The sequence below is a fragment of the Sulfuricurvum sp. genome (assembly GCF_030691015.1).
Lineage (GTDB): Bacteria > Campylobacterota > Campylobacteria > Campylobacterales > Sulfurimonadaceae > Sulfuricurvum.
This window is the reverse complement of the sequence record NZ_JAUYFF010000010.1, coordinates 1-26070: the sequence shown is the minus strand read 5'-3', so window position 1 is coordinate 26070 and position 26070 is coordinate 1. Positions and strand designations below refer to the sequence as shown.

23 protein-coding genes and 1 pseudogene are annotated in these 26070 nt (G+C 39.6%); 1 reads left to right on the top strand and 23 read right to left on the bottom strand.

Annotation, left to right across the window (positions count from 1 at the left end; genetic code table 11):
* Positions 1-145: 145 nt before the first annotated feature.
* Positions 146-1153 carry a glycosyltransferase family 4 protein gene (locus Q8O20_RS07475; protein ID WP_305530659.1) on the top strand — a complete coding sequence of 336 codons (1008 nt, stop codon included), beginning with the start codon at positions 146-148 and terminating at the stop codon, positions 1151-1153.
* Here Q8O20_RS07475 and Q8O20_RS07470 read toward each other — a convergent pair.
* From Q8O20_RS07470 to Q8O20_RS07360, 23 genes and pseudogenes are all read right to left on the bottom strand, one after another.
* Positions 1150-2349 (bottom strand): glycosyltransferase family 4 protein, encoded by a 1200-nt coding sequence (locus Q8O20_RS07470; protein ID WP_305530658.1) that lies wholly within the window; start codon positions 2347-2349, stop codon positions 1150-1152. The genes Q8O20_RS07475 and Q8O20_RS07470 overlap by 4 nt on opposite strands.
* Position 2350: 1 nt before the next feature.
* Positions 2351-3490 (bottom strand): non-hydrolyzing UDP-N-acetylglucosamine 2-epimerase, encoded by a 1140-nt coding sequence (gene wecB / locus Q8O20_RS07465; protein ID WP_305530657.1) that lies wholly within the window; start codon positions 3488-3490, stop codon positions 2351-2353.
* Entirely contained in the window at positions 3490-4599 is a 1110-nt protein-coding gene (locus Q8O20_RS07460; protein ID WP_305530656.1) for an NAD-dependent epimerase/dehydratase family protein, read from the bottom strand. The genes wecB and Q8O20_RS07460 overlap by 1 nt, the downstream gene beginning before the upstream one ends.
* Positions 4596-5639: a polysaccharide biosynthesis protein gene (locus Q8O20_RS07455; RefSeq protein WP_305530655.1), complete on the bottom strand. Its 1044-nt coding sequence runs from the start codon at positions 5637-5639 to the stop codon at positions 4596-4598. The genes Q8O20_RS07460 and Q8O20_RS07455 overlap by 4 nt, the downstream gene beginning before the upstream one ends.
* 85 nt (positions 5640-5724) lie before the next feature.
* Positions 5725-6879: an SGNH/GDSL hydrolase family protein gene (locus Q8O20_RS07450; RefSeq protein WP_305530654.1), complete on the bottom strand. Its 1155-nt coding sequence runs from the start codon at positions 6877-6879 to the stop codon at positions 5725-5727.
* On the bottom strand, positions 6872-8758 hold the full coding sequence (locus Q8O20_RS07445; RefSeq protein WP_305530653.1) for a carbamoyltransferase: 1887 nt from the start codon (positions 8756-8758) through the stop codon (positions 6872-6874). The genes Q8O20_RS07450 and Q8O20_RS07445 overlap by 8 nt, the downstream gene beginning before the upstream one ends.
* Before the next feature lie 7 nt (positions 8759-8765).
* Entirely contained in the window at positions 8766-8915 is a 150-nt protein-coding gene (locus Q8O20_RS07440; RefSeq protein ID WP_305530652.1) for a DUF5989 family protein, read from the bottom strand.
* Between the two features lie 9 nt (positions 8916-8924).
* On the bottom strand, positions 8925-9308 hold the full coding sequence (locus Q8O20_RS07435) for an SxtJ family membrane protein (RefSeq protein ID WP_305530651.1): 384 nt from the start codon (positions 9306-9308) through the stop codon (positions 8925-8927).
* Between the two features lie 69 nt (positions 9309-9377).
* Positions 9378-10508 (bottom strand): glycosyltransferase family 1 protein, encoded by a 1131-nt coding sequence (locus Q8O20_RS07430; protein ID WP_305530650.1) that lies wholly within the window; start codon positions 10506-10508, stop codon positions 9378-9380.
* Positions 10505-11479 (bottom strand): methyltransferase domain-containing protein, encoded by a 975-nt coding sequence (locus Q8O20_RS07425; protein ID WP_305530649.1) that lies wholly within the window; start codon positions 11477-11479, stop codon positions 10505-10507. Before Q8O20_RS07425 ends, Q8O20_RS07430 begins: the two co-directional genes overlap by 4 nt.
* On the bottom strand, positions 11472-13322 hold the full coding sequence (asnB, locus tag Q8O20_RS07420) for an asparagine synthase (glutamine-hydrolyzing) (protein WP_305530648.1): 1851 nt from the start codon (positions 13320-13322) through the stop codon (positions 11472-11474). The genes Q8O20_RS07425 and asnB overlap by 8 nt, the downstream gene beginning before the upstream one ends.
* Positions 13322-14401 carry a glycosyltransferase gene (locus Q8O20_RS07415; RefSeq protein WP_305530647.1) on the bottom strand — a complete coding sequence of 360 codons (1080 nt, stop codon included), beginning with the start codon at positions 14399-14401 and terminating at the stop codon, positions 13322-13324. The genes asnB and Q8O20_RS07415 overlap by 1 nt, the downstream gene beginning before the upstream one ends.
* A gap of 8 nt (positions 14402-14409) precedes the next feature.
* Entirely contained in the window at positions 14410-15771 is a 1362-nt protein-coding gene (locus Q8O20_RS07410; protein ID WP_305530646.1) for a hypothetical protein, read from the bottom strand.
* A gap of 66 nt (positions 15772-15837) precedes the next feature.
* The gene (locus Q8O20_RS07405) at positions 15838-17025 is read right to left on the bottom strand and encodes a glycosyltransferase (RefSeq protein WP_305530645.1); all 1188 of its coding nucleotides are present in this window, start codon (positions 17023-17025) and stop codon (positions 15838-15840) included.
* Positions 17026-18801 (bottom strand): carbamoyltransferase C-terminal domain-containing protein, encoded by a 1776-nt coding sequence (locus Q8O20_RS07400; protein WP_305530644.1) that lies wholly within the window; start codon positions 18799-18801, stop codon positions 17026-17028.
* Positions 18801-20069, bottom strand: coding sequence for an oligosaccharide flippase family protein (locus tag Q8O20_RS07395; RefSeq protein WP_305530643.1), 1269 nt, complete (start codon positions 20067-20069; stop codon positions 18801-18803). The genes Q8O20_RS07400 and Q8O20_RS07395 overlap by 1 nt, the downstream gene beginning before the upstream one ends.
* Positions 20066-20968, bottom strand: a complete 903-nt coding sequence (locus Q8O20_RS07390; protein WP_305530642.1) for an FkbM family methyltransferase — start codon at positions 20966-20968, stop codon at positions 20066-20068. The genes Q8O20_RS07395 and Q8O20_RS07390 overlap by 4 nt, the downstream gene beginning before the upstream one ends.
* A 23-nt stretch (positions 20969-20991) precedes the next feature.
* A complete protein-coding gene (locus Q8O20_RS07385; RefSeq protein WP_305530641.1) occupies positions 20992-21669 on the bottom strand; it encodes a methyltransferase domain-containing protein in 678 nt (225 codons plus the stop codon).
* Positions 21670-21691: 22 nt separating this feature from the next.
* Positions 21692-22519 (bottom strand): class I SAM-dependent methyltransferase, encoded by an 828-nt coding sequence (locus tag Q8O20_RS07380; protein WP_305530640.1) that lies wholly within the window; start codon positions 22517-22519, stop codon positions 21692-21694.
* 12 nt (positions 22520-22531) lie between these two features.
* On the bottom strand, positions 22532-23560 hold the full coding sequence (locus Q8O20_RS07375) for a glycosyltransferase family 2 protein (protein ID WP_305530639.1): 1029 nt from the start codon (positions 23558-23560) through the stop codon (positions 22532-22534).
* Positions 23561-23585: 25 nt separating this feature from the next.
* Positions 23586-24830, bottom strand: coding sequence for a Vi polysaccharide biosynthesis UDP-N-acetylglucosamine C-6 dehydrogenase TviB (tviB, locus tag Q8O20_RS07370; RefSeq protein WP_305530638.1), 1245 nt, complete (start codon positions 24828-24830; stop codon positions 23586-23588).
* Entirely contained in the window at positions 24831-25907 is a 1077-nt protein-coding gene (locus Q8O20_RS07365; protein ID WP_305530637.1) for an NAD-dependent epimerase, read from the bottom strand.
* A pseudogene (locus tag Q8O20_RS07360) lies at positions 25908-26070 on the bottom strand (methionine adenosyltransferase); the annotation flags it as partial. It lies immediately after the preceding gene.

The window sequence follows — 26070 nt, the reverse complement described above, 5'->3', positions numbered from 1 at the left end:
AAAGGATTATAGGTATTTATCGATGAGATTTAACTGAAGTAGGGATTTTTAAGTAATAAGTGAGGATAATACTCGACATTATCATTTATATTGAGAGCAGTTTTTGAACGATATTTTCTTTATGGGCAAACTAATCGTTGCGTTTATGTCCACATTTTTTTTCATTAAGTTGATTATTCGCTATGCACCCTCTTTCGGTCTCATTGATATTCCTAACCATCGCAGTGCACATAAACACGTTACGCCTCGCGGTGCAGGAATCGGTATGGTACTAGGTGTGATGGTTTCAGATTTGATTTTTTTAAACGATATTATTTTTTCTCATTTTACTTCTTTTCTTGCAATTTTTCTTGTATTTGTTGTGGGAGTTTTGGATGATCATCGTGATGCTACGCCAAAAACTAAGTTTTATGTTATTTTCGCAGCAGTATTACTGCTGGCATATGATGGTATGATTGTGCATTCATTGGGGAACCTTTTTACATATCAGCTTACATTGGGGTGGTTTGCGATCCCTTTTACGATGTTCGCTGTTGCCGGATTTACCAATGCGCTTAACCTTTCTGACGGACTTGACGGGCTTGCGGGACTACTTAGTATTATCATTCTTTCCACTTTATGTTTTATCGGGTATGAAAATCATGATTTTTTTATTGTTGTGACGGCACTCTCTTTTGTAGCTTCCATCATGGCATTTATGTGGTTTAACTGGAATCCGGCAAAAATATTTATGGGAGATAGCGGATCGCTGACGTTAGGGTTTGTAATATCTCTTTTGAGTATTAAAGCGTTGGATTATATCAATCCGATTTCTATTTTATTTATTGCGGCAATACCGATTTTGGATACGCTTATCGTAATGATCCGTCGTAAGCGTAATGGACACTCCATGTTTGCTCCGGATAAATTACATATTCATCATATTTTACTTCGTTTTTTTAATGGCAACGTTCGTAAAACTGTTATCTTGATTGCATTGCTTCAACTCGGATTTTCGATTATTGGGATCGCTTTTTCAGGGGACGGACAGCAGCGTTATTTGTTTGCGTTGTTCTTTATCAACGCCACAGCTTTTTACATCCTGCTTAACGGGATGCTAGAACGACAGAATAAGTTTACTGTTTATCGGAATAAGCAACGGAAAAATCATTAGAATTTAGATATTCTTAGAGAATTTAAAATGTGAGAGGCTGCCGCCTCAACGGAAAAAGTTTGTTCGAGCAGCTTTTTGGCATTCTCACCTGTTTGCTTCCTGTATTGATCGTTGTGCAGGAGCTTAAGTGCATTCGCTAAAAAGATTGTATCTTCACCATTGGCTGAGATTAGCCCTGCATTTGCACCCTCTATAACAGGTTTTAGGTCATTTCCGGGATTGATACTTCCCAGTATAGGAATACCCTGCACCATATAGCCAAGTAGCTTGCCCGGAAAATTATGGGTTGTGTGGTTTTTGTGAAGAGTAAAAAGACCGATATCAAATTCTGAAAGCATTTGTTTGTAGACTTCCTGTGAGACGGAAGGGAGCAAGGTTATATTAGATAGATGCTCTTTGTCGATAGCCTCTTTGACGACTTCGACTTCATCGCCTGCTCCGACAAGGACAAAATGGGCTTTTTTTTCTTCGCACATGTTTTTGGCAAGACGGACAATATTCATCATATCCTGAGCATGACCGATATTGCCGCCGTAAAAGTAGACGATTTTATTCTGCAACCCTAATGACTCCCGAAAATGAGAGTTGGAATTGACCGGCGTATTGGCAGCCCAGTTGTACAGAACTTCGATAGGTCTTTTTGTTTGGATTATTGATTCAAACCACTCCTTATTTTTAGGAGACATGACCCCGATTGTATCGGCTGCATCATAGTTTTTGGTTTCAAAAAAACGAAAATATTTTTCTATAAACGATTTGGATCGTATCAACCCTTGATCTATTGCCCACTGCGGAAAAAAATCGCGTAAAATGAGATAGCTTGGCACACCCCAAATTTTTTTGAGTTTATAGACTAAATTGCCCCAAAAAATAGAGGGTGAGTAGTAGACGATCAGATCGTGCTTATTTTGTTTAATAAGAGGCTTTAAACTACGCCATGCACGATGTGAGAGGAGTGTTTCATTCAGTGCTCTTTGGATTTTCCCCACATTCTTTATTTTGCCGCTTTTGAACCGCCATATCGTGATACCGTTGAGAAGGGAAATATCGATTGAGTGATCAAGCTCTTCCGAAGGGGTGATTACGGTTACTTCATGTCCCTGTACTAAAAATTCACATGCAAGCTCATGCATCATCTTAGCCGCAACTTTCTTGCTCTCAGGTAAGTAGTCGTCGACTATGAGACAAATTTTCATTTTATACGCGTTTTTGCCAGACTACGCGATTGATATAATCCGTATAGGAAAGGATGATTCGAAGCACTTTGTCCGAGACGTTGGGTATCGAATAATCGTTGACGGGGCGAAGCGTTCTCTCATCGTCACGTTTTTGCGTTTCTAGAATGTGTAAGCCTTGCAAAATTCTCTCTTTGGATAACCCCACCATCATCACTGACGCTTCTTCCATCGCTTCAGGTCTTTCGTGCGCATCGCGGATATTGAGTGCCGGAAAATTTAAAATAGACGATTCTTCGGAGATTGTTCCGCTGTCTGATAGAACTGCCTTTGCTTCGATTTGCAGTTTAACGTAATCAATGAATCCCATCGGTTTCATCAGCTTGATTCGCTCGTCAAACTGTACGCCTGTCTGCTCAATGCGGTTGCGTGTTCTGGGATGGGTGGAAACAATGATCGGCATGGCGTATTTTTCTGCTACAGCATTCAGTGAGTCGACTAAAGCATAAAAATTCTCATCCGAATTGATATTCTCTTCACGATGTGCTGAGACGACGAAATAGTTCCCTTTGGTCAGTTCCATGGTTGTGAGAATATCTGATTTGTTGATCTCTTCAATCTTTGAGTTGATCACCTCGAACATTGGGCTGCCTGTTTTGATGACACGATCGGGACTCATCCCCTCACGCAAGAGATATTCGCGAGCAATATCGCTGTAGGTGAGATTGATGTCGCTAACATGATCGACGATTTTTCGGTTTGTCTCTTCGGGGACACGCTGGTCGAAACAGCGGTTACCCGCTTCCATATGGAAAATAGGGATTTTTCTTTTTTTAGCGGGAATGGCGCACAAACAGCTGTTGGTGTCTCCCAGTACCAAAAAGGCATCCGGTTTTTCATTTTCAAGGATCGGATCAACATTGATCAAAATTTTCCCGACCGTTTCTGTTGCATTTGATCCGGCGGCATTTAGAAAATAGTCCGGTTTACGGATACCGAAATCATTGAAAAAAATTTCGTTGAGTTCATAATCATAATTTTGCCCCGTGTGTACGAGTATGTGCTCGATGCTCTCGGAAGATTCCAGTTTAGCAATGACGGCTGAGAGGCGAATAATTTCAGGTCGGGTGCCGACTATTGTCATTACTTTTAATTTTTTCATTATTTCACCACCAAAAAGTTTGTATCAGGCGCATTTGGATTATAATTTTCATTTGCCCAAATTAGTAAAACCATTTCATCATCACCAGTATTGGTAATATTATGCGTATACCCAGGTATCATTTCCACTATTTCAAGCTCTTCTCCACAGACATTGTATTGAATGATTTCATCACTATTAATATCTCTTAATTCAATAAGTGCTTTACCTCTAATAACTAAAAATTTTTCATTTTTAGTATTGTGATAATGATTGCCTCTTGTAACTCCAGGTTTTGTTGTAGATAATCCAAGCTGACCACTGTCAAGTGTTTTTAGAATCTCATAGAAAGTTCCACGTATATCTTGATGACCACTTAGTTTATATGAAAACCGATCATGAGGAAGAAAACTAAGATAGGTTGCATACATAGCCCGCTTAAAGCCATCAGCAATTTGAGGAATCAACAAACTTGTGCGACTTTCTCTAAATTGGTACAGTAAATCTTCAATTTCACCTAGTGTTTTTTGATATATAACGGGAATGTCATAATAAAGAGAATCTGATTGACTCACAAAAAGCCTCTCTATAAATGCTCCAATTACATCTCCAATATAGACTAAGTTTAATATCGTAGTTCTATCATTGACTTGAATGGGGAGATCTCTCGTAATATTATGACACCATGTAGCTATTGCAGAATTATAGTTTGGTTTTGACCATTTTCCAAAAACATTTGGTAACCTGTAGATAAAACATTTTACATGATAGTCTATAGAATATTGCTCAATTATTTTTTCACTCATCTCTTTGCTTTTGGCGTAATCACTATCTCCACCGACTTGTGTTGACGATGAAAGAAGAATGGGTACTTTTTTTTGTAATTTGACAAGAGTATTAACAATCAATTGAGTAAGATCACTATTCCCGTGATAAAATTCCACACTATTTTGAGGGCGATTGACACCCGCCAAATGAAAAATAAAATCTGCTTTTTCAAGTAGATTTTCTAAGTGTTCTTGAGAATCATTTTTTGTGTAAGTAAAAACTTCAAGGCTTTTTGTTCTAGCCAGTGATTCAATCAAGTTTTTCCCGATAAACCCATTGCTTCCTGTTACTAATATTTTCACACAATCACTCCAAATTGGGATAAATCATCTTTAATTTCACGTAATCCGAGTAGCATTTCACGTAGCTCTGCTTCATCGAGACGATGGGTATTGTGAGAGTGATATTCGTGAGCCTGTGTCACGACAGTTTCGCCGTCTTCGACGAATTTACTGTAGTTCAGATCGCGCGTATCTGCGGGGATGCGGTAATATTCTCCCATATCCACAGCATGAACCATCTCTTCTTTCGTCAGTAGCGTTTCGTAGAGTTTTTCACCGTGGCGTGTGCCAATAATATTAACTTTTTGCTCCGGTCGATTGAGTAGATTCTTAAGGGTATGCGCCAGTAATTCGATCGTTGCAGCGGGAGCTTTTTGGACGAAAATGTCTCCGTTATGACCGTTTTCAAACGCAAAAAGGACTAGTTCAACCGCTTGATCCAAACTCATCATAAAGCGGGTCATTGCGGGGTCTGTGATTGTGATCTCTTTACCGGCACGGATTTGGTCGATGAACAACGGAATGACCGATCCGCGAGAGGCCATGACATTTCCGTATCGGGTACAAGCGATCATAATCTCATTATCGAATAGATTGCGCGATTTGGCAACGGCAACTTTTTCCATCATCGCTTTAGAAATACCCATGGCATTGATCGGGTAAACGGCTTTATCCGTACTGAGGACAATCACTTTTTTGACATCGGCATTGATAGCACAATTGAGTACGTTTTCGGTTCCGATAACATTGGTCTGTACCGCTTGCATCGGGTGAAACTCGCATGAAGGAACCTGTTTTAGGGCAGCTGCATGAAACACATAATCAACCCCGCGCATTGCATCGATGATCGAATTGATATCACGTACATCGCCTAGATAAAATTTGAGTTTTGGGTTATTGTATTGCTTACGCATATCATCCTGTTTTTTCTCGTCACGGCTGAAAATACGGATCTCTTCAATATCCGTATCTAAAAATCTGCGTAGGACGGCATTGCCGAATGAGCCTGTGCCTCCGGTGATAAGAAGCGTTTTATTCGAAAAAACATTATTTTTAATCATACGAAACCTTATATTACTAATTATGGCATTTTAGCAGATAATCGATTCATTCCCGAATACCTTAGTGATGTTCCAAAACTTCTTTTTATCGATTTTGCGTTGCGTATCCATTGGTTACCAGAAAATCTTTGATATGCAGTGCAAACAGGTGCAAGGCTGCATCGTTAAAATGCATGGAGTCATAACTCATTTTTTCTGAAACATCGAGTTTTACAGTGGGAAATTCTTTCTGTAACCGTTCTTTATCTATTTTTGAAAGAGTATCGGGCATCGATTTTTGCATTTCCAAGATTTTGATATCTTTTAACAGAGGGTCTTTGATGATATCATTGATGATCTGCATCGTTGCCCCGTCCATAATGGTGTAGTACTCATTATCGGTTGGAAAAACTTTTTGCGTTACCAATACAAAGCGGATTCCTTTAGATTTGCATAGCTCTTTCATCATATAGATATTGTCTCGGACGGTAGCACTGACTTTATCATAGTTGGCTATTTTCTTCGTTTCAAGAATAAAAGTGCTGTTGAAATCTCGGACTGCCGATCCATTCAAGCTGTTATTGGCAATGTATTCATCCACTTGATGGTTATAAGTGTAAATTTTCAGAAGGCTTTTGACAAAAGGGTATTCCATACGGTATTCGGGTTTCTCGGAAAGTTCTTTGGTCTTGAACGGAATCCTCATATGGGTATAGTCTCTTTTGAACTCAGGATAAAGACCGGCCCAATATATATCGTTGATAGGCAAATACGCAATGACGATATCGGGCTGATATGCAAACCCCGATGTCGTCAGATCGATTAGATTTTCCATTGATGTATATCCACCGGTTCCTCCGTTGATTGCACGGACAGTGATGTTTTGCTGTTTGTTCAGTAGTTCTGCGACGATAAATGCCCACGGTTGATAGGTTGTACTACCTCCGAGTGTTAAAATTCGCAACTCATCTTTGGCTTTTGGCTGATCGAAAATACGGGCATCTTGTTGGAGTACGGTATGCCCGTACGAGTCGACCACCATATTGAAACGGTATTGGTTTGCATAGGGTTTTATCCCACTATTTAGTGAATAGCTTTTATAGGGATGCTCGACAATTTCCATTTTTTCTTTGAGACCTTCGTTGACCGTTTTAAGTAGTCTGTCTTTACCAAAATAGATGAAAACCCCTATTATGCCATCTACAAGTAAAATCGTGATGGACAACATGATGAAATAAAAAACGATATTCTTTTTAGTCAAGTTCAAATTCCGTTTCCCAGCTGCCAGAATCCGCAAATGCAGGTTGGTTGTATTTATAGAGTACGTAGTCGTCGATAACCAGTACATCGATTTCAGTTCGCATGAAACAGCGATAACTGTCCTCGGGCGTACAGACGATCGGTTCGCCTCGGACGTTAAAGGATGTATTGACGATGACCGGGCAGCCGGTTCTTTTTTCGAATTCCTGTAAAAGACGGTAATACCGGAGATTGGTCGATTCGTGCACGGTTTGTATCCTCGCACTGTAATCGATGTGGGTTACAGCGGGGATTTCACTGCGGGGAACATTGAGCTTGTTAATGCCGAAAAGCGTTTCCTGCTCTTCGGTCATTGCGAAGCACTTCTCCTTTTTGACGGGTGCAACCAGAAGCATATATGGGCTGTCGGTTTCAAGCTCGAACCATTCGTGCACTTTTTCGCGCAACACGCTCGGGGCAAACGGTCTGAATGATTCCCGATATTTAATTTTTAGATTCATGGTTGATTGCATCTTTGTGCTGCGGGCATCGCCGATAATGCTTCTGTGCCCGAGTGACCGCGGGCCAAATTCCATCCTGTCATAATGCCAACCGATCACTTTTTCTTCCGCCATATTTCTTGCAACGGTCTTGATTAGCTCTTTTTCATCATCGTAGTAATCGTATACGGCATTGACGGAATCCAAATACGTTTTAATGGCTTCAGATGAATATTTCGGTCCCAGATAGGAACCTTCCATCTTATCCAGCTCGTTCGGACAAATTGTGCGTGGATGGGCCAGTTCCTGGTAATACACACTCATGGCACCGCCGAGTGCTCCTCCGGCATCACCGGCTGCAGGTTGTATCCAGATATTTTTGAAAATGTTCTCTTGTAGTAGTTTTCCGTTGGCGACACAGTTTAATGCTACTCCACCGGCCAGACAAAGATTGTCTGAACCAGTGACTTGTTTAGCATGTTTAGCCATTTTGATCATAATTTCTTCCGTAATTACTTGCACCGACGCTGCCAAATCCATCTCTTTTTGGGTGAGACTGCTTTCAGCTTTTCGGGGTGATCCTCCGAACAGATTGTGGAATTTTTGGTTGGTCATTGTCAGGCCGGTCGTATAGTTGAAGTAACTCATATCCAGTTTGAAAGAACCATCGTCTTTGATATCTATCAAATGCTCTTTGATAACGGAAACGTATTTTGGATTGCCATAAGGAGCCAGTCCCATCACTTTGTATTCGCCGCTATTGACTTTAAATCCTGTGTAATAGGTAAAGGCCGAGTACAGCAGACCGAGCGAATGGGGAAAATGAATTTCCTGCAAAAATTCTATAGTATTATTTTTACCATAGGCTAAAGAGGTTGTTGTCCACTCGCCGACACCATCAATAGTAAGGATTGCTGCTTCTGAAAACGGACTCGGATAAAAAGCACTCGCAGCGTGGCTTTGGTGATGTTCTCCAAACATGATGCTATGGGTGACTTTGGTTTTAAAAGCTTTACAGGTTTTGCTATCCGCATCCGGATTGAGTTCTTCAAAAAGCTTTTTTAACTCACGACCCATTGTCTCTTTGAGAAAAAGTTTGTCTTTGAGCCATACCGGTATCGAAAGCAAAAACGAGCCGAATCCTTTGGGCGCTTCAGCCAAATAGGTTTCCAAAAGCCGCTCAAATTTGATAAAGGGTTTGTCATAAAACGCTATGTGATCAATCTGATCAAGCGTTATGCCAGCTTCGAGAAGGCAATATTTAATGGAATTGACAGGGAAGGATGCATCCGCTTTTTTACGGGTAAAACGCTCTTCTTGCACGGCGGCAATAATTTTTTCATCACAGATAAGTACTGCCGCAGAGTCGTGATAATATGCTGATATCCCTAATATGTACATTTTATTCCTAAAACAGTGTGTATACGAAAGGAGCAACGACACTTCCTTCGGCCAATACGATCAACACGCCAAGAAGCAGCATGATAAAAATGATTGGGGCAAGCCAGAACTTTTTTCTAGCTTTCATAAACGCCCATAATTCTTGTAAAAAAGACACGGTATTTCCTTAAAATTGATTTTTCATCGAGTTGGGCTGATCTTTTCGGTTTATCCAGTAACTGGTTTCAGTTGTATTGAGTTTTTTATTTAAAAGATCTTTTCCTCGCAATCGTAGAACAATAGCTATAGGGGTAAAAATAACGTAAAAAAGAATGGATAGAATAATTTTTGATGAGATTGCTCCCATGAAATGGCCGATTTTCATCCACGATGAATAGAGCAGGGATATCAGTGCCGGTCTTGTGTATGCAATAATCAAAAAACTTATTGATACGATGAAAAATAATGGATATTTCTGTGATGCGGAAATGAAAAAATAAGATCCTGCCGCGAAAGAAATAAGCGCCAATAATAAAGAAAATTTTTTAAGTTCGTTAATTTCTCTGTTCATTAATAAAAGCTTCAATCAGGTTTATGAATTTTGGTTGTCATAATATCACGAACATTCATAGTTAAATCTTTAACCTCTTAGATATGCAAAAGTTTCTTCAGCTGTTTTTGTCCAGTCAAACTTTTGTGCCTGTATCATGGCTTTGCCACTGTACATAGTGTTACTCTCAGTATCGGTATCATAGCGAAGAACTAATTTTACAAGTTCTGAAGGCTTTTGCGGGTCAAAATAGACAACTCCATCTTGTCCGAATTCGGGCATCGGCTGATGATCGGAACAATAGATCATTTTTTGGCTTGCCATGGATTCGAGGAGGATATTAGGGCAATTTTCACACACAGAAGCGTAGATGATCGCATCAGCATGATGATAGTAGCGGGGAAGCTCATCGTAAGCGACATTACCGATGTAAATAACAAGATGATCCAAATCATATTCCTTGATTTTTTCGATAACAAGTTCTCCATAATAGCTGTCTTTTGGACCTACCAACAGAAGCGGTTTGGTAAAGCCGTGCTCTTTGCTTAGTATTTTCCAGCTTTCGATCAGTTCTAGCTGTGATTTATAAACGTCCAGTGTAGAAACATAGAGGTAGTAATCGTGATACGCAAAGGAGCTGTCGGTATCTACTGTATCGGCTGAGTAGATAAAATTTTCATTGAGTCCGTGATAGATAACGGTACTTTTTTTCGAAATATCGGGAATGAATTGTTGGATGACTTGTTGGGCGTATTTGGAGATAAAAATGACATTATCGGCTTTTTGAAATGAGTGCAAAAAAACATAACGGAGCAGGGTATTGCGAAAACGCATATAGCTCAAAAACGGATACTTGGCTATCGATTCTTTTTGAAACGGGAGCATATTACGGAATGCTACGACGCTTTTACAGCTCGAAGGAACAGCAATATTCATGATGCCGCCGGGAGCGTAATAAATGTCAATATTGAGTTGTTTGAGAAGCTTCGGCAGAAAAAGCTTTTCAAAAAGAACCCGTTGAACAATATTGCCGGAACCGAGCTCATTTTCGATCAGTTCAAAATTCTCCGCTGTGAAGGTTTCAAAAAGATGCCGATTTTTTTTATGCACCAAGAGAAAGATTTTGTAATCCCCCGAAGGTCTGTTGTGAAAAAGATTGAGAAGATACGTTTGTCCCCCCCCTTGATGGGCGGAGAGGGCATTGATGAAGATTTTTTTCATTTTTTGAGTGCTTTGACTGCCAGCCCAGGAGTATTTTGACGAACAATGTCGGTAAAACCGGATGCTTCAAGCCATCGAAACATCTCTTTTTCAGAAATCGGAAGATCATAGCGGGGAGAAAGATTGTCAAACGTATCCAAAAGGGTCCATGTCTTGGAATCGGCATATCCCATCGACGAGTGGACGCGGCGGAAGGCTATCGGTAGAAAAACTCGGCTGATCAGTTTTCCCGGAAAGCCGAAATATTTGTTTAAAAACCACGCCAAAGGGAAGAAAGTATGCGTTAAAAAAAGGCTCAATTTCCAGTTCGCATTTTTTGAGAGATATTTTGTAACGGTTCGAAAATAATATCGGTAGTCCATCCACATTTTCCAGTTTTTTTCATAAACCCAACATGCAATGTCGCCATCGTGTTTAACAAGAGCGGCAATTTTTTCGAGAGAAAGTCTAGGATTGGGGGTATGCTGCAAAACTCCTAGGGTAAAAGCTTTATCAAGGCTGTTTTCTTTGATCGGCATTTCGTAAAACGAAGCTTGCACGACCAGAAAATCTTCATCGCTAAAACCGGCTTCACTCATATTGCTATAACACGTTTCGACGGCATTGGAAAGATCCAATGCAATGACTTTCGCCCCCATTTTCAGAGCGATTTCGGTAAAACGGCCATTGCCGCATCCGCCGTCTAAGACTATATTTCCCGAAAGGTCATTTTCCTCCCAGCCGGTTTCAGCCTTGAACCTTCGTGTCGAATGGGCGTATTCGTTAGCAGAGTCATGCTGCGTTTTCTTGAAAAAATTCCATTGAAAGCCGAAACTTTCCGCATAATTGTCCATTTCGACACATCGCAAAATGCCGTTTTGATACGGATACGTAATAGCGCATTGCTCACATTGTACACCTTCTTGCACATTGGTCAGTTTGCCGGAGCATTTCGGGCAGGTTAAAACGTCTAAAGCCCATTGTTTAATCATAATTTTTCTCCCAAACTAAATATGTATAAATTGCCCATAACAAAGGGTGAATATCCCGTTTTCCGCTAGTATGGATTTCTAGAAGTTCGCGTATTTTATTTTTGTTTAGATGAGGGGCAGTTGAATCGGATAATAATTCCTGATAATTGCTCAATAAATCTTTTTTTATCCAATCACCGACAGGAACTCCGAAACCTTGCTTTGGACGATCGAGTATCTCTTTCGGTACATATCGATAGGCCAGTTTTCTTAGGAGATATTTGTTAATTCCGTTGTGGACTTTATAACGGGTCGGCAGTTTGGCTGCCCATTCAACGATTCGATAATCAAGAAACGGTGAGCGGGTTTCAAGAGAAAATGCCATGCTTGAGATATCGACTTTTTGCAGATAATCATCAGGTAACGTAAAAAATGCATCCAGCCGCATAGAGCGCTCAATGGGATCAAGGGTCAAGGGCATTTTTCTCGAAGCTTTAGAAAAAAGGTCGCGGATGCTTGAGGTGTTTTTCAAGATGGCATCGTCTAAAACGCCGTTAAAGTCTTTGGAAATACTTCGAGAAAAAGCAAACGCTGCGGCTAAATCATCCTGCACGAGAGCTTTGGATAAAAGTTTGAGCTTGTGGGAGGGGAGAATACCGATTAAATGGGAAAAAGTGGTTCGAAAAATTTTAGGCAATCGATAAAAAAGTTGGAGCTTATCGATGATATTGTAATAATGGTAACCGCCGAAAATTTCATCGGCACCGTCTCCGGTAAGCGAGACAGTTACATGATTTCTAGCCAATTTTGAAACGGCCATAGTCGGAAATGCCGAACTGTCAAAGAACGGTTCGTCGAAATTTTTGATAAAGGTCGGCAATAACTCGATGAGGTTGGCAATATCGAGCGTTTCGGTGTAATGATTCGTTTTTAAATAACGGGCGACATTGGCTGCATGAATACTCTCATCCCACTTGGGTTCATTAAAACCGATCGAGAATGTTGTCAGAGGCTGAGAGGAGAGTTTTACCGCTATCGCCGTGACGAGAGAACTGTCGATCCCTCCGGACAAAAAGGTACCCACGGGAACATCGGCGATCATTCTGTATTTAACGGCTGATGTCAGCAATTCATCCAGTTCATCGATCAGTTCCTCTTCTGTTTTTTGTAACCATGTATTGTCCGGTTCAATATGCCGATAATCCCAATACCGTGTGATCTCAACCTTGCGGTTTTTATAAACCATATAGTGGGCAGAAGGGAGCATCTTGATCTCTTCATAAATGGAGAGCTCTTTTGGGATGTATCCTATCTCAAAATAAAGTCGTAATGCCTGCATATCGGTTTTTTTTGAAATATCACCCAGCTCAAATAAAGCGCTAGGTCGTGAAGAAAAATAAAATCCATTATCGGTAAGGGCATAATAAAACGGTTTTTTCCCCATTCTGTCCCGTGCACAAAAAAGTTCCTCTTCTTGCTTATCCCAAATAGCGAAAGCAAACATGCCGTTGAATCTGCTCAGGCACTCTTTGCCCCATTTTTTGTAGGCTTCGAGAATGACTTCGGTATCGGAATGGGTCTGCCATAAATGCGGTTCGTATGCTAAGTCATTTTTGATGTCCTGGAAATTATAAATTTCTCCATTGTAGACGATGACATATCGTCCGCATTTGGAAAACATCGGTTGGTTCGCTTTGGCATCCAAATCCAGAATCGCCAGTCGCGCATGCCCTAAGCCGATACTATCTTCGCTCCAGACATCCTGATGATCCGGCCCCCGTTGATGAAAAGTCATAATGGCATTATGAATCTTGTGGGGATTAACTTTTTCTTTAAACGAGTAAACGCCGCATATTCCGCACATTAGCTGAGCCCCTTCATACGATCATATTCTTTGACAACTTCTGCTGCTCTATCCGTTACTTCATGCCCCTCAGCCAGAAGCCGATTAAAACCGGATATGCCGATTTGCTTGAGTAACTCTTCATCATTCAGGTATTTTTTAATTTTTTGGAGAAGTTCGTCATGATTTCTAAAGAAATCCGCCTCTTTTCCCTCTTCGAAAAGGGTGGCCAAATCGGCAGTATATTCTGCCATCATCATTGTTTGTGTCGCAGGTATTTCAAAACATCGTCGGGTATAGGTGTCGTTATTGAGTTTTGATAAAAAAACCAATGCGATTTTTGCGCTGTTGAGTGCTTTGTTGTATTCGTCATGATAAAGCGGTTTGATCGGACCGAATTTTTGCACAAAAAAGTCATGCAAACAAGATTTTTCCCAGCCGGTTCCAAACAGCTTCAGATTGACTCCGGCATCGAGCAGCGTCTTGATCGCTAGATCCCTCCCGTCATCTTCGAAATGGCCGATAAAGATGACGTCACATGCATAAGCCGCATGAGGAGAAGGTAGATGGCAATTTTTCTCTTTCAGATAATAGGAACGGAGCAATGAAGTTTTAGGATAGCCGATTTTACGGTAATCGTCGATATTTTTCCATCGATAGGCAAAAATATGGTCGTAAAACGGAATCGATTTCTTAAAATGTCTCCAAAAATAGCTAGGGTACAGCGATGAGAAGGGATCATCGTTGTTGTAGCCGAATATCAAAGAACCTGTTTGGCGAATACGGCGAAGTGTTGAAGGATAAATATGGGTACCGCGATAGATGAATACAAGATCAGGTTCTACTTTTCGGCAGAGTTCGACCAAATCATAGTTGATTTTTGCCGTTACCGGACCCGTAATAAACTTATTCTGAAGCCGATAATATAAAGATTTCACTTTATTGCCGTCTGTCTCATATCGGTTCGTATACTGATAATGGCGGAAATACTCTTTCCACGTAAATCGGTGAACGTCGTGGCCTAAATTTTGAAAAGCATCGTAAAATGCCCTGTCGTAAATCTCTTCACCGATACCGTCGGCAACAACTAAAATTTTCATCCTATTGCTCATCTTAATTTAATCTTTACGGCAGCAAAATAAAGGATTGCAGCAAATGCGTAGGCCATCAATCCTCTTACCATGTACATCTCTCCGTACCAAAACCAGAATAATATGCTGATACAGAAAACACCGACCAGCAATAAGTCGTAAAAATTATTATTTTTCAACCTCGATTCGATTTTTGAAAGGAGCAATCCGTACAGTAACATTACCAAATAAATACCCATAATGCCAAAATTCATAAATGGGACAACCAAGGCATGTGTTCCGCCGATACCGTATCGCATTTCCCAAGCAGGTCCGGCCAGTCCGTTGATCGGTCTCGTATAGCCTACGAAATCAGCTAAAAACGATGGAGGAAGGGATAATATGTAATCAAGGTAGGTAGAGCCGTATTTAAAGTTGAGGAGACCGTAGTAATAATCTCCCGAAACCGAGAGGGGAGTTAGACATACGGCGCTCCATGTCCCTTGTAAGAGTCGGTTAAAGTGAAAATTATCATACATAAGCGAGATCATTTCCAAAGCATTTTTATCGGTTGCGATTGAACGCAACGCTCCGATGACCTGAGAAACAACCAAAAGGAGAAGTGCGAGTATGAGCAAATAGATAATATTTTTTGTATTTTTGATACGATAAGCGACCATAACCAATAAAAAGAGATAAAAGCCGATAATTTCACGATTTCCCGTACTAAACTGCCAGTATGACTCTATAAGCAAAGCGGCAAAAAATAGGTATTTTTTTGTCTTATGATGGCTTAATAGACTGTCTATATATGTAACAGCGAGTAAAACGTACGATAATTGCCATGCACCGTTAAACGAAACACCGGCTTGCTGGAGAAGGTTGACCGAAGCAGTATAGTTAGCTTCAGCAATACTTTGAACCGGTTTGTCAATGTAGGCAAAAAATAATGAGAAAGCAATAAACAAGAGGTATCCCGCCATCGGCAAAGCTCGATATTCTTTATTCTCTGCATCCGTATGGCGGCGGTTGTCCAGACCAAGTAAAAATCCCATCAATAACCCTAAAGAGCCGATAACCGCCATGGTTCCCATATTTTCGATGATCGGTTGAACAAAAGAATAAGGGTTGGACATAAGCAGTCCAAAGGCATTTATTCTTTGTTCGTAACCATAGGTCAGGTATTCATAAAGATGGACAAAAGGAGCCATAAAAACGATCATGACGATTTTTGAAAAATTTCTCCCTTTTAAACGAGGGGAGGCAAAAACATAGAAGATGATTGCCATGAGTAAAAAGATAGTAACGGAAATATCGACGTAAACGTCAAATAAAAATAAAACAATACTCACCATTGAAAGGGTGAAGAACAGTAATAATTCAAAGTGTAATATTTTCACAAACGGCTACCTTGTCGGATGGGGAAATGTATAATAGTATCTGCCTTGATTGTATGCGTGTCCATTTTATACTCCTAAAAAAGTCAATAGATCCGAAAGTCTTTTTTCATAGGTGTGCTGATCTTTTGCTTTTTCAAATCCTTTTTGAGCCAAAGCGATCCGTTTAGCATCGTTTTGCAACAATTCTTTAATATTTCGGATAAAATCGTCTATGGTATCACACACTATAATCTCATCCGGCGTATACAATTGCAGAAGATCCGGATTATTATGAGTTACATACGCTGCACCGCTCAAAGGGGCATCGAAATCCCGTAATTTTTGAGTGTAGAAATCCTTACAGTGTCCGACGGTTCCGATTCCAAGAACAATTTTGCATTCATTGAAAAAGAGGTTGTTTTCTTCAAAAGGGATAGTGCCGCCCTCCCAACCGCTTCCTCTCGCCTCGACACGGATACCCGCTTTTATAAGGCTCATTACCAACTCTTCACGGTACCCGTATTTATTTCCTATAAAACCGACATCGTATTTTTTGGTCACAGAAGGGATGGGGTGATAGAAATCAAGAGAACTGGCCATCGAAAACCACAATGCCGGAGTATTTTCCTTGAGATACCAATCCGCTGTTTCAGGGTTGGCAACGAGCATCAGATCGACTAGTGGAATTAATCCCGAAATACCAAGATTGTATTGGCGTTCATTCGGGGTTTTGACCCAATAATTGAGTCGCTCGTCAAGCCCTATATTAATAAATTTGAGGGAATGGCGTTGTTTGAACTCGATCAGGGGATCGAGTTCAAAACTATGCCCCCATGCTTGCATAAAGATTAAATCGGGTTTTCGATTGTTGCTGATGAGGTTCTCGATCTCTTCGATCACTTTACGAGTATTGAGCGTCTCTCCTAAAATACCGTTGTAATGTTTGTTTTCATATTGTCCGTAACTGCCATCTTCTTTATAAAAGCAAGTCACATCGGCAAATTTGACTAAGGCCTGAAGAAAGCCGGTTTTATCCTGCGCTTCACTAGCGCCGATGTAATAGACAACAAGTTTTTTCCCCTTTAGCCCCTCAGCCCAACTTTGTGTAAATCCCTTTTGTACCAATAATGCTTTTAGGGAGTAAGCTTGTTCTTTGGTTTTATAATAGGTACTAACTTTCTTGTACTCTTTTTTGAGAACTTTGCATTTGATAAATGCATTGAGATCGTATAAACATTTGTTCTTTTTAAGAGCACTTTTTATGTTTCGTATCATTTAGTGAAGTTCTTCTTTGAGTTTACATATGTAATCTCCACAGACGAAATAATCGATAACTCCATGGAGTAATGAATAAAGCCCTTCTTCGGGCTTGCAAACAATAGGTTCTTCGTGAATATTGAAGCTGGTGTTAATAAACAAAGGTAAACCTGTAAGTGCATTGTATTCGCTTAGGAGCGCGTGATACTTCGGATTGGCTTCTTTCGTGACCAATTGAGGCCGTGCTGTTTGATCGACATGGGCAACTGCCGGAGCTTTTTTTGCCCATTCATCTTTCATATTAAAGGTTATGGTCATAAAGTTTGCAGGAAATTTGAAAGATTCTTTCGTAATTTCAAACAGTTCATCAGCATATTCATTAAGACAACTCGGGGCGAAGGGCATAAACTCTGTTCGTTTCATCCTATCATTAAGCCATTTATTAATGGTCTGATCAACCGGACTGGCTATGATACTTCGATTTCCCAATGCTCGAGGACCATACTCCATTCGTCCTTGGAACCAACCGACAATTTTATTATTAGCGAGCAGAGTTGCTGTTTCCTGTGCCACGGAATCGGATAATTTATATTCTACTTCTGTCTCATGCTTTTCGAGCATCGCGCGGATATATTCATTGTCAAATTCGGGACCAAAGTAAACATTGCTGAATTGCGTTTTAGCAGGGACAAAGGGATGGCGTTGATAGTAAAGGTAAGCAGCGGCACCGTAAGCGTTGCCGCCATCACCCATGTCCGGGAAAACGTAGAGGGTTTCAACCTTGGCTATTTCAGAAATGCGCTGGTTAAATTTAACGTTGGCAAAGACTCCACCTGCGACTACGACGTCATAGATAGCAGTTTTGTTGACCCAGTAGGATGTGATTTCACTGATTTTATTTTCCAGAAGATGTTGTACTGCTGCTGATAAATCTTCATTCGATAGCTTTCCGCACCGTTCTATAATTTCTCTTCCGCCGATTTTATAATCATATCCGAACACGTTAAGAACTTTAGCAAATATTCTATTTTTCAAGGAATATGCACGTTGATTGTTAAATTTGAGTTTTCCCTCTTCAACTGTTACGTGTTTTTCAAAGCAATCTTGAGTTGACTGGTAATTTCCGTAAGCGGCAAGACCGGTGATTTTTCCTTCATGTCGACTCATTTTAAAACCGCATTTTACCGTTACGGCAGAATAAAGATAGCCTGCAGAATTATAAATATCAGTTGAACTGATTGTTTCGATTTTTCCGTTATCGCAGATATTTACGGTTGCTGATTTCCCATCGCCTTCACCGTCCATCGTTATTGCAAGTGCACGCTTTTTTCCTGAACTGTAGTACGCACAGGCGGTATGAGCCAGATGATGATCAACAAAAGAAATTTTGGCGTTAATAGCATATTGTTCAAGAAGAGAACTGATTTTGTGAATAATATAATTTTTCATTTCTATATCATTCGAAATATTTAGATATGTAGTATCGTCAATAAAAAAGTTTTGTGGCTTTGGATCGTTTTGCAAATCATAATAGGTTTTATTTTCTGTTAAACAAAATGCAATGGTTTCTTTTGCTTTATGGTTAAATTGCTCAAGCGGAACAACGACATCCGTAATCTCTTTTGGATCAACTATTTTATTTTCGATAACGTAGGCTAATCCCATAAACGGAAACCCGATGTAGGATTTAATACGATTCAGCCGCTCTTCACCTATAGCAAACAGAAGTTTTCCAGAATCATCCAAAACAGCAATTGATCCGTCATGTGAAAAAGAAATTCCTAAAATTGCCATTATGCCACTCCTAATTTGTGTTGTTTTGATAGATTGTATTTAATTGCCGTAAAAAACGTTGCAACCGAAAAAATGATATAGGTGCCTATAAAATTGTATAGGGCACCGTTAATACCGAAGTTTAAAATCAATATATACCCCATTCCCAAAGCAAAAATTCCGGATAAGAAAAAAGGTAAAAAAAGTTTTTTAACTTCTTTGTGTGCATAAATTTCATAGGTAGACATTATACTTGCCGAATAGATTCCATAAGCTAAAAAGAGCCAAGGAAGCATCCATGAATAATATGCATATTTGGTGTCTGATACAATATGAACAATTTCGCTGTGATAAAAAAACAAAACAATAAAAAATAAAAATATAACTGTCGCATAGGAAAGTATGATTTTTACTAAAATATTTTTTGTATAATTTACATCAAGGCTATTTTTCTCATAAATGATCGGAATAATATAAGCTCCTATAATACCTTGAAGTCCGGCAGGTATAATCATAGAAATAGAGACCAACATGGTAAAAATACCAACTTGTTCAAGACTCATAAAATGATGGATATACCATCGTCCCGACATATCACGTAACCATCCCAAAAGAGCGAAAAAAATCAACGGCGAAGAAAAATTTAAAACCTTCAGAAAAATGATTTTATCTTTTTTATCAAATGTGAGTTGTAAATTAATTTTCTGATTCCCAAAAATATATAATATTATAATTGATAAGACTTCAGATAGGATAAAAATCTGTAAAACTGATTTTACCTCCAAATTAAAATAAGTATAAATGATGAATAGTATAAGTATTTTAATTGCGTATTCATTGATATTCGCCATGAAAATACTTTTGCGTTCTCGTTGAGAATTATTGACAGCAAGAAAAAATGATTTTAGAATCGTTGTTGTTGAAAAAAGAGCCATGGTAATAAACAGCGAAAAATTCAAAGAGGTGAAAAATAAGTAAATAATTGATGCGATTAATAGTACTAGTAATGCGATAATGGAGTAATGAAAAAAAACTTTTGATAAAAATAGCGGTAAAGAACGGCGTTGTGCATATATCGGAATGTATCTAGAGATACCTTGCAATAAAGATCCGAAAGGAAATACCATCAACAATGCGATGATAGAAGTTATTAAAGCATACAAACCGTAGTCGGAACTGTTCAAATAAACAGCGAGCTGCTTTAAAATAATGACTGAACCTATCATCGGAATCATTTGTCCGAAAATAGTAAAGATAAATTCAGCTTTTAAAAGATTCGATAAATTCAAAGCGCTATAGTCTCGCCGTAGAAGAAAATAAAATCGGTTCCGTTTGAAGAGCCTTTGGAATAATTTTCTATAACTTTGGTTTGAGCGTTGATGACTTTTACGCTGTAACCGAAATTCGTTAAATAATCGATTACGTCTTGAGCTGAATAATTGAACCTTTGTGTCCAGCCGTCATAAATTTCGATCAATATTAACGGGTGATCCCGTTCTATAATATTCTTTGCACCCTGAAGGACAAAAAGTTCAGCACCTTCGACGTCACATTTGATAAAGTTAATTTTTGACAGATGATTCTCTTCGGCATACCCATCTAGCGTCGTGACATCAATGGAGACCAAATCATCCCGTTCACTGTCGAAAATAATATGATTTCCGGCATATTGATCGTTCGTGAATTTTAAAGTATCTTTTTTATACGATAGGCCGAGGTTGTTGATTTTTACGTTATTGCATCCGTTATGTTCAATGTTTTGTGATAATATTTTGAATGTATCAGGGACAGGCTCAAACGAATGAATTTGGGAATTTGGGAATTTTTTACCTGTAAAAACACTGTATAAACCGAAATTTGCCCCTATGTCAATTAATAGACCGCCATCGCGAAAGTTTTTTTTCAAAAAATCAATTTCTGTCGTTTCAAAACCACTTTTTCTTTCCAATCCTAACAATCCGCCGAGTTGGCTTTCTACGTATAAAAATTCCAAATTGTCATAAACTCTGACCCAACTGTTTTGTCCGTCAAAGAAAAAACCGCTTAGATGCTCGGATGAAATTTTCTTATTGACTTTTCGAAAGAGATTTTTAATACTTGCGGCTTTAGGATACCGTATCGATTGATAGGTTGAATAAAGTGGTTCGTTTTGTTTTATAAACCTTTTTAAAACATCGTACATTTTCATAGTGTTGACCTCAAGTTTGAATTTTATACTAATTTTTTTGCTTCTACGTATAGTGAATGATCCGGATAAACGTCAAGGTAATCGATATCAGGACATTCGCCTTCTTGATATGTGCGCTTGATAACGTCTTTAAATCCGATTTTTTCCAGTTTTTCTTTTAAAGTATCGAATGTGTAATTGTATTTGTGGGCAGAAAAATCACAATCTTCGCTCGTATAAAAAAATAGATCCTGGGTTTGGTCGATTTCGCCGTTGTTGAATTTTTGAATAGCGATTTCGAGGTCGGGAACCGCAATACGAATCAGACCATTTTGTTTTAGAACGCGATACGATTCTTCGAGGAAACGATAGCCGTTTGTTTTACTGAGGTGTTCTAGAAAATGGCTAGTGAAAACAACGTCCGCAGAGTCGCTTTTTAGCGGAATCCCATCAACTAGATTGTACCAGGACAGTTTTTTCGTGACGATGACGTCATTGAATGTATTAAAGGAATAGTATTGGGAAGAACCGGCCAGTTTGTAAAGTAGCTTGTTGAAAAATTCGTTTTTCGTACCGAGCAGGGAAGTCAATGAACCGTCGATATTAAGCCAGCCTTTGACACAATGCATACCGCAGCCTAGATTGACAAACAGTTTGCCTGTATCAAAACCCTCATTGTAGGTTTTGTTCTTTTTGATAATTCCTGCAAGCTTCAAAAGCAAGTTAATTAATCTTTTTTTCATTTTATAGTCCTATAACTCTGAAATCAAAATGGCCTTTATACTGTTCATATACAGACTTGCATTCTTTACATTCACACTGTTGCTCTTCGAATATTAACTCCCCGTGACATTTCGGGCAAACGAGTATATCTTTAAGATTTACAGGTTTGAGCCATAGCTTATGGTAGGCATAGATCAGTTTGATCAAGAACTTTTTAATCGCTGATCGTGGGTCTACATCGGTGCTCATCAATGAATCGTCTTTGATGAATGGGATGCCGTTGATCTGATAGTCAATTTTATCTTTCCACTTGTATCGGGTTAAGAGAGTGTTGACATCCAATTTTGTTATGTGGTGGAACAATCTGACGGCATCTTTAGCAACGTCAGGATACGGATAGGTGTCATCCCATTTAGGTTTGAAACTGATGTTGAGAACGCCGTCCATAACGGTTACTCTTGAAATGTGATAGGTATGGCTGATGGTGTATTCATAAAAAGCATTGGGCGTTTCAATATATCCAGCTTTTGCGATTCTTTGAATTTCATCTAACGCTTCTTTAGGGTTTTCCAAATGTTCCAGTACATGAGACAGGATGGAATAATCGAAGGCCTTTTCTTTAAAAGGCAATTTATCTATGGATGCCCAAACGAATGGGCGGTCTATTTTAAGTTTGTCTGCTCGTTCTAAGTCGTCATCGATAAAGTCTACAGCGACGTTTGCTCTCGGATTTGGAAGACCACCACATCCAAGATCAACAACAAGGTCATTTTTCTGTATATCACTATTGATTATCCTTCGTAACGGATAAACAATTTTGCTTCTCAACTGGCATAATTTATTTAGCATTCTACACTTCCCTTATAGTTTCGGCGTATGGCCAACGAAATTTTTTATAATGTTAATAGTTTTATCACACAAAGATTCTCCTAAAAAGACAAGACCCCATTTGTAGATATAAAAGTATTTGGTGCATCCGAATCCTAGCTCGTTTTCGAGTCTGGCAGCATAATGCAAAAAAGGCTTGATGCCTCGTTTCCGCTGAATGGAGAGGAACGGATAAGAGTATTTCGAGAGATCTTGCCTCACCAGTCGGGTCAGATTTGTACTATGTTGTGTATCAAGGTATTGTGTCACTTCAAAATACGCTTTTGAAAAATTTATGGAATTATCCTCACTCACCGATCCGGGAGTATATCGGGACTTTTCAGCTTCTGAGTTTCCGAACATCGGTGCGTCCTGTCGAAATGTTTGAACCATTTCAACGACGGGAATATCGCAGTAAATCGATTCGTTTTTCAGACACACTTGCGCCATCAGGTAGACCTGATAGAGCAGCGTACCGTCGAGATCGGCAGTGGAGTACTTTTGGGCTTCGGCTCTGTCGATCGTGAATCCGCAGATCGTGACACTTCGTTTGAACAGCCAGGCTACAGTTTCCTGATCAGGTTTGAGCACCGTTGTTTCGGGAAGGTATTTGAAATACTCGATTTGGCCGTTTTCGTGCCGAACCAGATATGAACGCAGTACGTATTTTTTATCACTGTTTGCGCTAAGAAAACGGATATAGTCATCAAGTGCCGAAGGGACAAATATATCATCATCCCCCATGAACAGGATATATTTCCCAGCAGCTTTATCGACCAAATTTCGAAGGTTCCCATCAAAGCCGAGGTTAGTTTCGTTTTCAAAATATCGGACGTCGTAAGCGGTATTTTGTGTGAAATACTCGACCTCACGGCGGATTTCGTCACGTTTGGGTGATCGGTCTTCGGTGATGACAATTTCGATGTTCTGAGCATTGGCGTCAATCGAATTGAGAAGCCTGGACAGCTCAGAGGGACGATTGTATGCCGGTATACAGATAGAGATTAATTTATTGTTATTCATTGAAAAATAATATACTCCATTTTGCTTATAATCTACCGTCAGAATGATCAAGTATCGATTTAATATCAAATACAACCTGATCAGGTTTTTTAAGTTGTAGTTTCTTGTAGTCATTATGCGCTACTGCAAGAATGATTGCATCATAAATATCGGGTTTCATCTCTTGTTGAAGCGTTAACCCGTATTCATGAGCTACTTCATCGGCGTCAGCCCAATAATCACTCACTTCTATTTGGCATCCAAATTCTTGAAGTTCACGTATAACATCGATAACGCGGCTATTTCGGATATCGGGGCAATTTTCTTTGAAGGTTATTCCGAGAACCAGTACTTTTGATCCCTCGATTTTATGCCCTTTTTTAATCATTAATTTAATAACTTGATTGGCTACATAGATTCCCATATTATCATTAAGTCTGCGACCAGCAAGAATAATTTCTGGGTTATAGCCTACTTCTTGAGCTTTGTGTGTTAGATAGTATGGATCTACGCCGATACAGTGTCCTCCGACTAAACCCGGTTTGAAGTTTAAGAAATTCCATTTAGTGCCTGCTGCTTCAAGTACAGCATTGGTGTCAATCCCCAAGCGACTAAAAATCATGGAAAGTTCGTTTACAAACGCAATATTGATATCACGTTGGGAATTTTCGATCACTTTGGCAGCTTCGGCGACTTTGATAGTTGGAGCAAGATGCGTTCCGGCAGTGATGATACTGGCGTAGAGTGCATCGACTTTTTGTCCTATTTCAAGGGTGCTTCCGCTTGTCACCTTTTTGATTTTGGTAACGGTGTGTTCTTTGTCACCCGGATTGATCCGCTCAGGAGAGTATCCACAAAAAAAGTCCTGATTAAATTTTAGCCCCGAAAACTTCTCTAATACTGGGACGCAATCTTCTTCGGTTGCTCCGGGGTAAACGGTCGATTCATAAATAACGATATCATCTTTTTTAAGAACTTTTCCGATGGTTTCACTTGCTTTGATCAATGGGGTAAGATCGGGTTTTTTGTGTTTATCGATGGGGGTTGGAACAGTGACGATATAGATAGTGCAATCTTTAATATCATTGATTTCAAGTGTAAATTCCATACCGTTAGCTATTGCTTGTTTAACTTGAGCTTCATTAAGTTCTAACGTTCGATCATGTCCATTTCGAAGTTCATCGATACGCCATTGTGCGATATCAAAGCCTACTACCTTATATTTTTCACTGAAGGCATGGGCTAGTGGGAGTCCTACGTAGCCAAGACCGATGACACAAATTTTGCTCATTTATCTATTCTCCACTTGAAAAAAATCTAAATACCAATCGATAAAATTATCAATCCCCTGTTGTATAGGGGTTGCGGGTTTATAGCCTAAATCTTCGACTAAATCGGTAACATCCGCATAAGTGGCGGGGACGTCTCCGGCCTGAAGCGGTAAAAAGTTTTTCTCAATAGTACGACCAAGTTTATTTTCAATTGCTATTATGAAATCCATGAGTTTGACAGGGTTATTATTTCCGATGTTATAGATTTTATACGGTGCTGATGATGTTGAAACATTACCCGTTGTACCGTTCCATAACGGATCAGATTTAGCAGGATTGTCGATAACTCGGATAACACCTTCAACGATATCGTCGATATACGTAAAATCTCTCAGCATGTCACCGTTATTAAACACGTCAATAGCATTTCCTTCCAATGCTGCTTTTGTAAAGAGAAATAGTGCCATGTCAGGACGTCCCCATGGACCATATACCGTGAAAAATCGTAATCCTGTGGTGCTGATTCCAAAAAGGTGACTGTATGTGTGTGCCATAAGCTCATTGGACTTTTTACTGGCTGCATAGAGGCTGATCGGATGATCGACATTATGGTTGGTCGAAAAGGGTAACTCTTCATTGAGCCCATAAACGGATGAACTTGATGCATACGAAAAATTATTTACATTATAGTGACGGCATGCTTCCAAAAGGTTCATAAAACCTACAATATTACTGCTAATGTACGCATCGGGATTGCTCAAGCTATAGCGTACTCCGGCTTGTGCTGCAAGATTACATACTGCATCAAACTTTTCAGTTTCAAAAAGAGTGTTCATCGCCTCTTTGTCTTCCAAGTTGAGTTTGATAAATTTATAATTCGGCTGCAGTTTACTTGTCAATAAAACATTATAGGGGATCTCTTTTCCATCAGATAGCGTTTCAATGATGCCGCCTCTTTGGAGCCGCCCATATTTTACATTTTGATCATAGTAATCGTTAATGTTGTCTAAACCGATGACTTCATCTCCACGTTCTAATAGTTTTGCTGCTAAGTGACTTCCTATAAATCCTGCAGTACCAGTTATAAGTATCTTCATTTAACGAAGAGCTTCGAATTTTTCAAGTTCATCGAGTTTTTCCCACGGGTAATCGCTTTGACCTACTTGACCTCGGCTGGCGACATCGGCATAAAGGAATGTCTCTTCACTCGGATGGTCAAGATCAAATTTACGGGTAATCCAGTTAGGGGTAAGAGAGAAG

Bases quoted from the DNA above. Each gene is read 5' to 3' on its own strand.
- asnB (WP_305530648.1), bottom strand. From the start codon at position 13,322: ATGTGCGGAATATGCGGCGTTTACTCGTTTAAAGAAAAAGTTAATCCC.
- Q8O20_RS07445 (WP_305530653.1), bottom strand. From the start codon at position 8,758: ATGTACATATTAGGGATATCAGCATATTATCACGACTCTGCGGCAGTA.
- Q8O20_RS07470 (WP_305530658.1), bottom strand. From the start codon at position 2,349: ATGAAAATTTGTCTCATAGTCGACGACTACTTACCTGAGAGCAAGAAA.
- Q8O20_RS07375 (WP_305530639.1), bottom strand. From the start codon at position 23,560: ATGAATAACAATAAATTAATCTCTATCTGTATACCGGCATACAATCGT.
- Q8O20_RS07435 (WP_305530651.1), bottom strand. From the start codon at position 9,308: ATGAACAGAGAAATTAACGAACTTAAAAAATTTTCTTTATTATTGGCG.
- wecB (WP_305530657.1), bottom strand. From the start codon at position 3,490: ATGAAAAAATTAAAAGTAATGACAATAGTCGGCACCCGACCTGAAATT.
- Q8O20_RS07365 (WP_305530637.1), bottom strand. From the start codon at position 25,907: ATGAAGATACTTATAACTGGTACTGCAGGATTTATAGGAAGTCACTTA.
- Q8O20_RS07415 (WP_305530647.1), bottom strand. From the start codon at position 14,401: ATGAAAATTTTAGTTGTTGCCGACGGTATCGGTGAAGAGATTTACGAC.
- Q8O20_RS07400 (WP_305530644.1), bottom strand. From the start codon at position 18,801: ATGGCAATTTTAGGAATTTCTTTTTCACATGACGGATCAATTGCTGTT.
- Q8O20_RS07425 (WP_305530649.1), bottom strand. From the start codon at position 11,479: ATGATTAAACAATGGGCTTTAGACGTTTTAACCTGCCCGAAATGCTCC.
- Q8O20_RS07380 (WP_305530640.1), bottom strand. From the start codon at position 22,519: ATGCTAAATAAATTATGCCAGTTGAGAAGCAAAATTGTTTATCCGTTA.
- Q8O20_RS07390 (WP_305530642.1), bottom strand. From the start codon at position 20,968: ATGAAAATGTACGATGTTTTAAAAAGGTTTATAAAACAAAACGAACCA.
- Q8O20_RS07455 (WP_305530655.1), bottom strand. From the start codon at position 5,639: ATGATTAAAAATAATGTTTTTTCGAATAAAACGCTTCTTATCACCGGA.
- Q8O20_RS07405 (WP_305530645.1), bottom strand. From the start codon at position 17,025: ATGATACGAAACATAAAAAGTGCTCTTAAAAAGAACAAATGTTTATAC.
- Q8O20_RS07430 (WP_305530650.1), bottom strand. From the start codon at position 10,508: ATGAAAAAAATCTTCATCAATGCCCTCTCCGCCCATCAAGGGGGGGGA.
- tviB (WP_305530638.1), bottom strand. From the start codon at position 24,830: ATGAGCAAAATTTGTGTCATCGGTCTTGGCTACGTAGGACTCCCACTA.
- Q8O20_RS07475 (WP_305530659.1), top strand. From the start codon at position 146: ATGTCCACATTTTTTTTCATTAAGTTGATTATTCGCTATGCACCCTCT.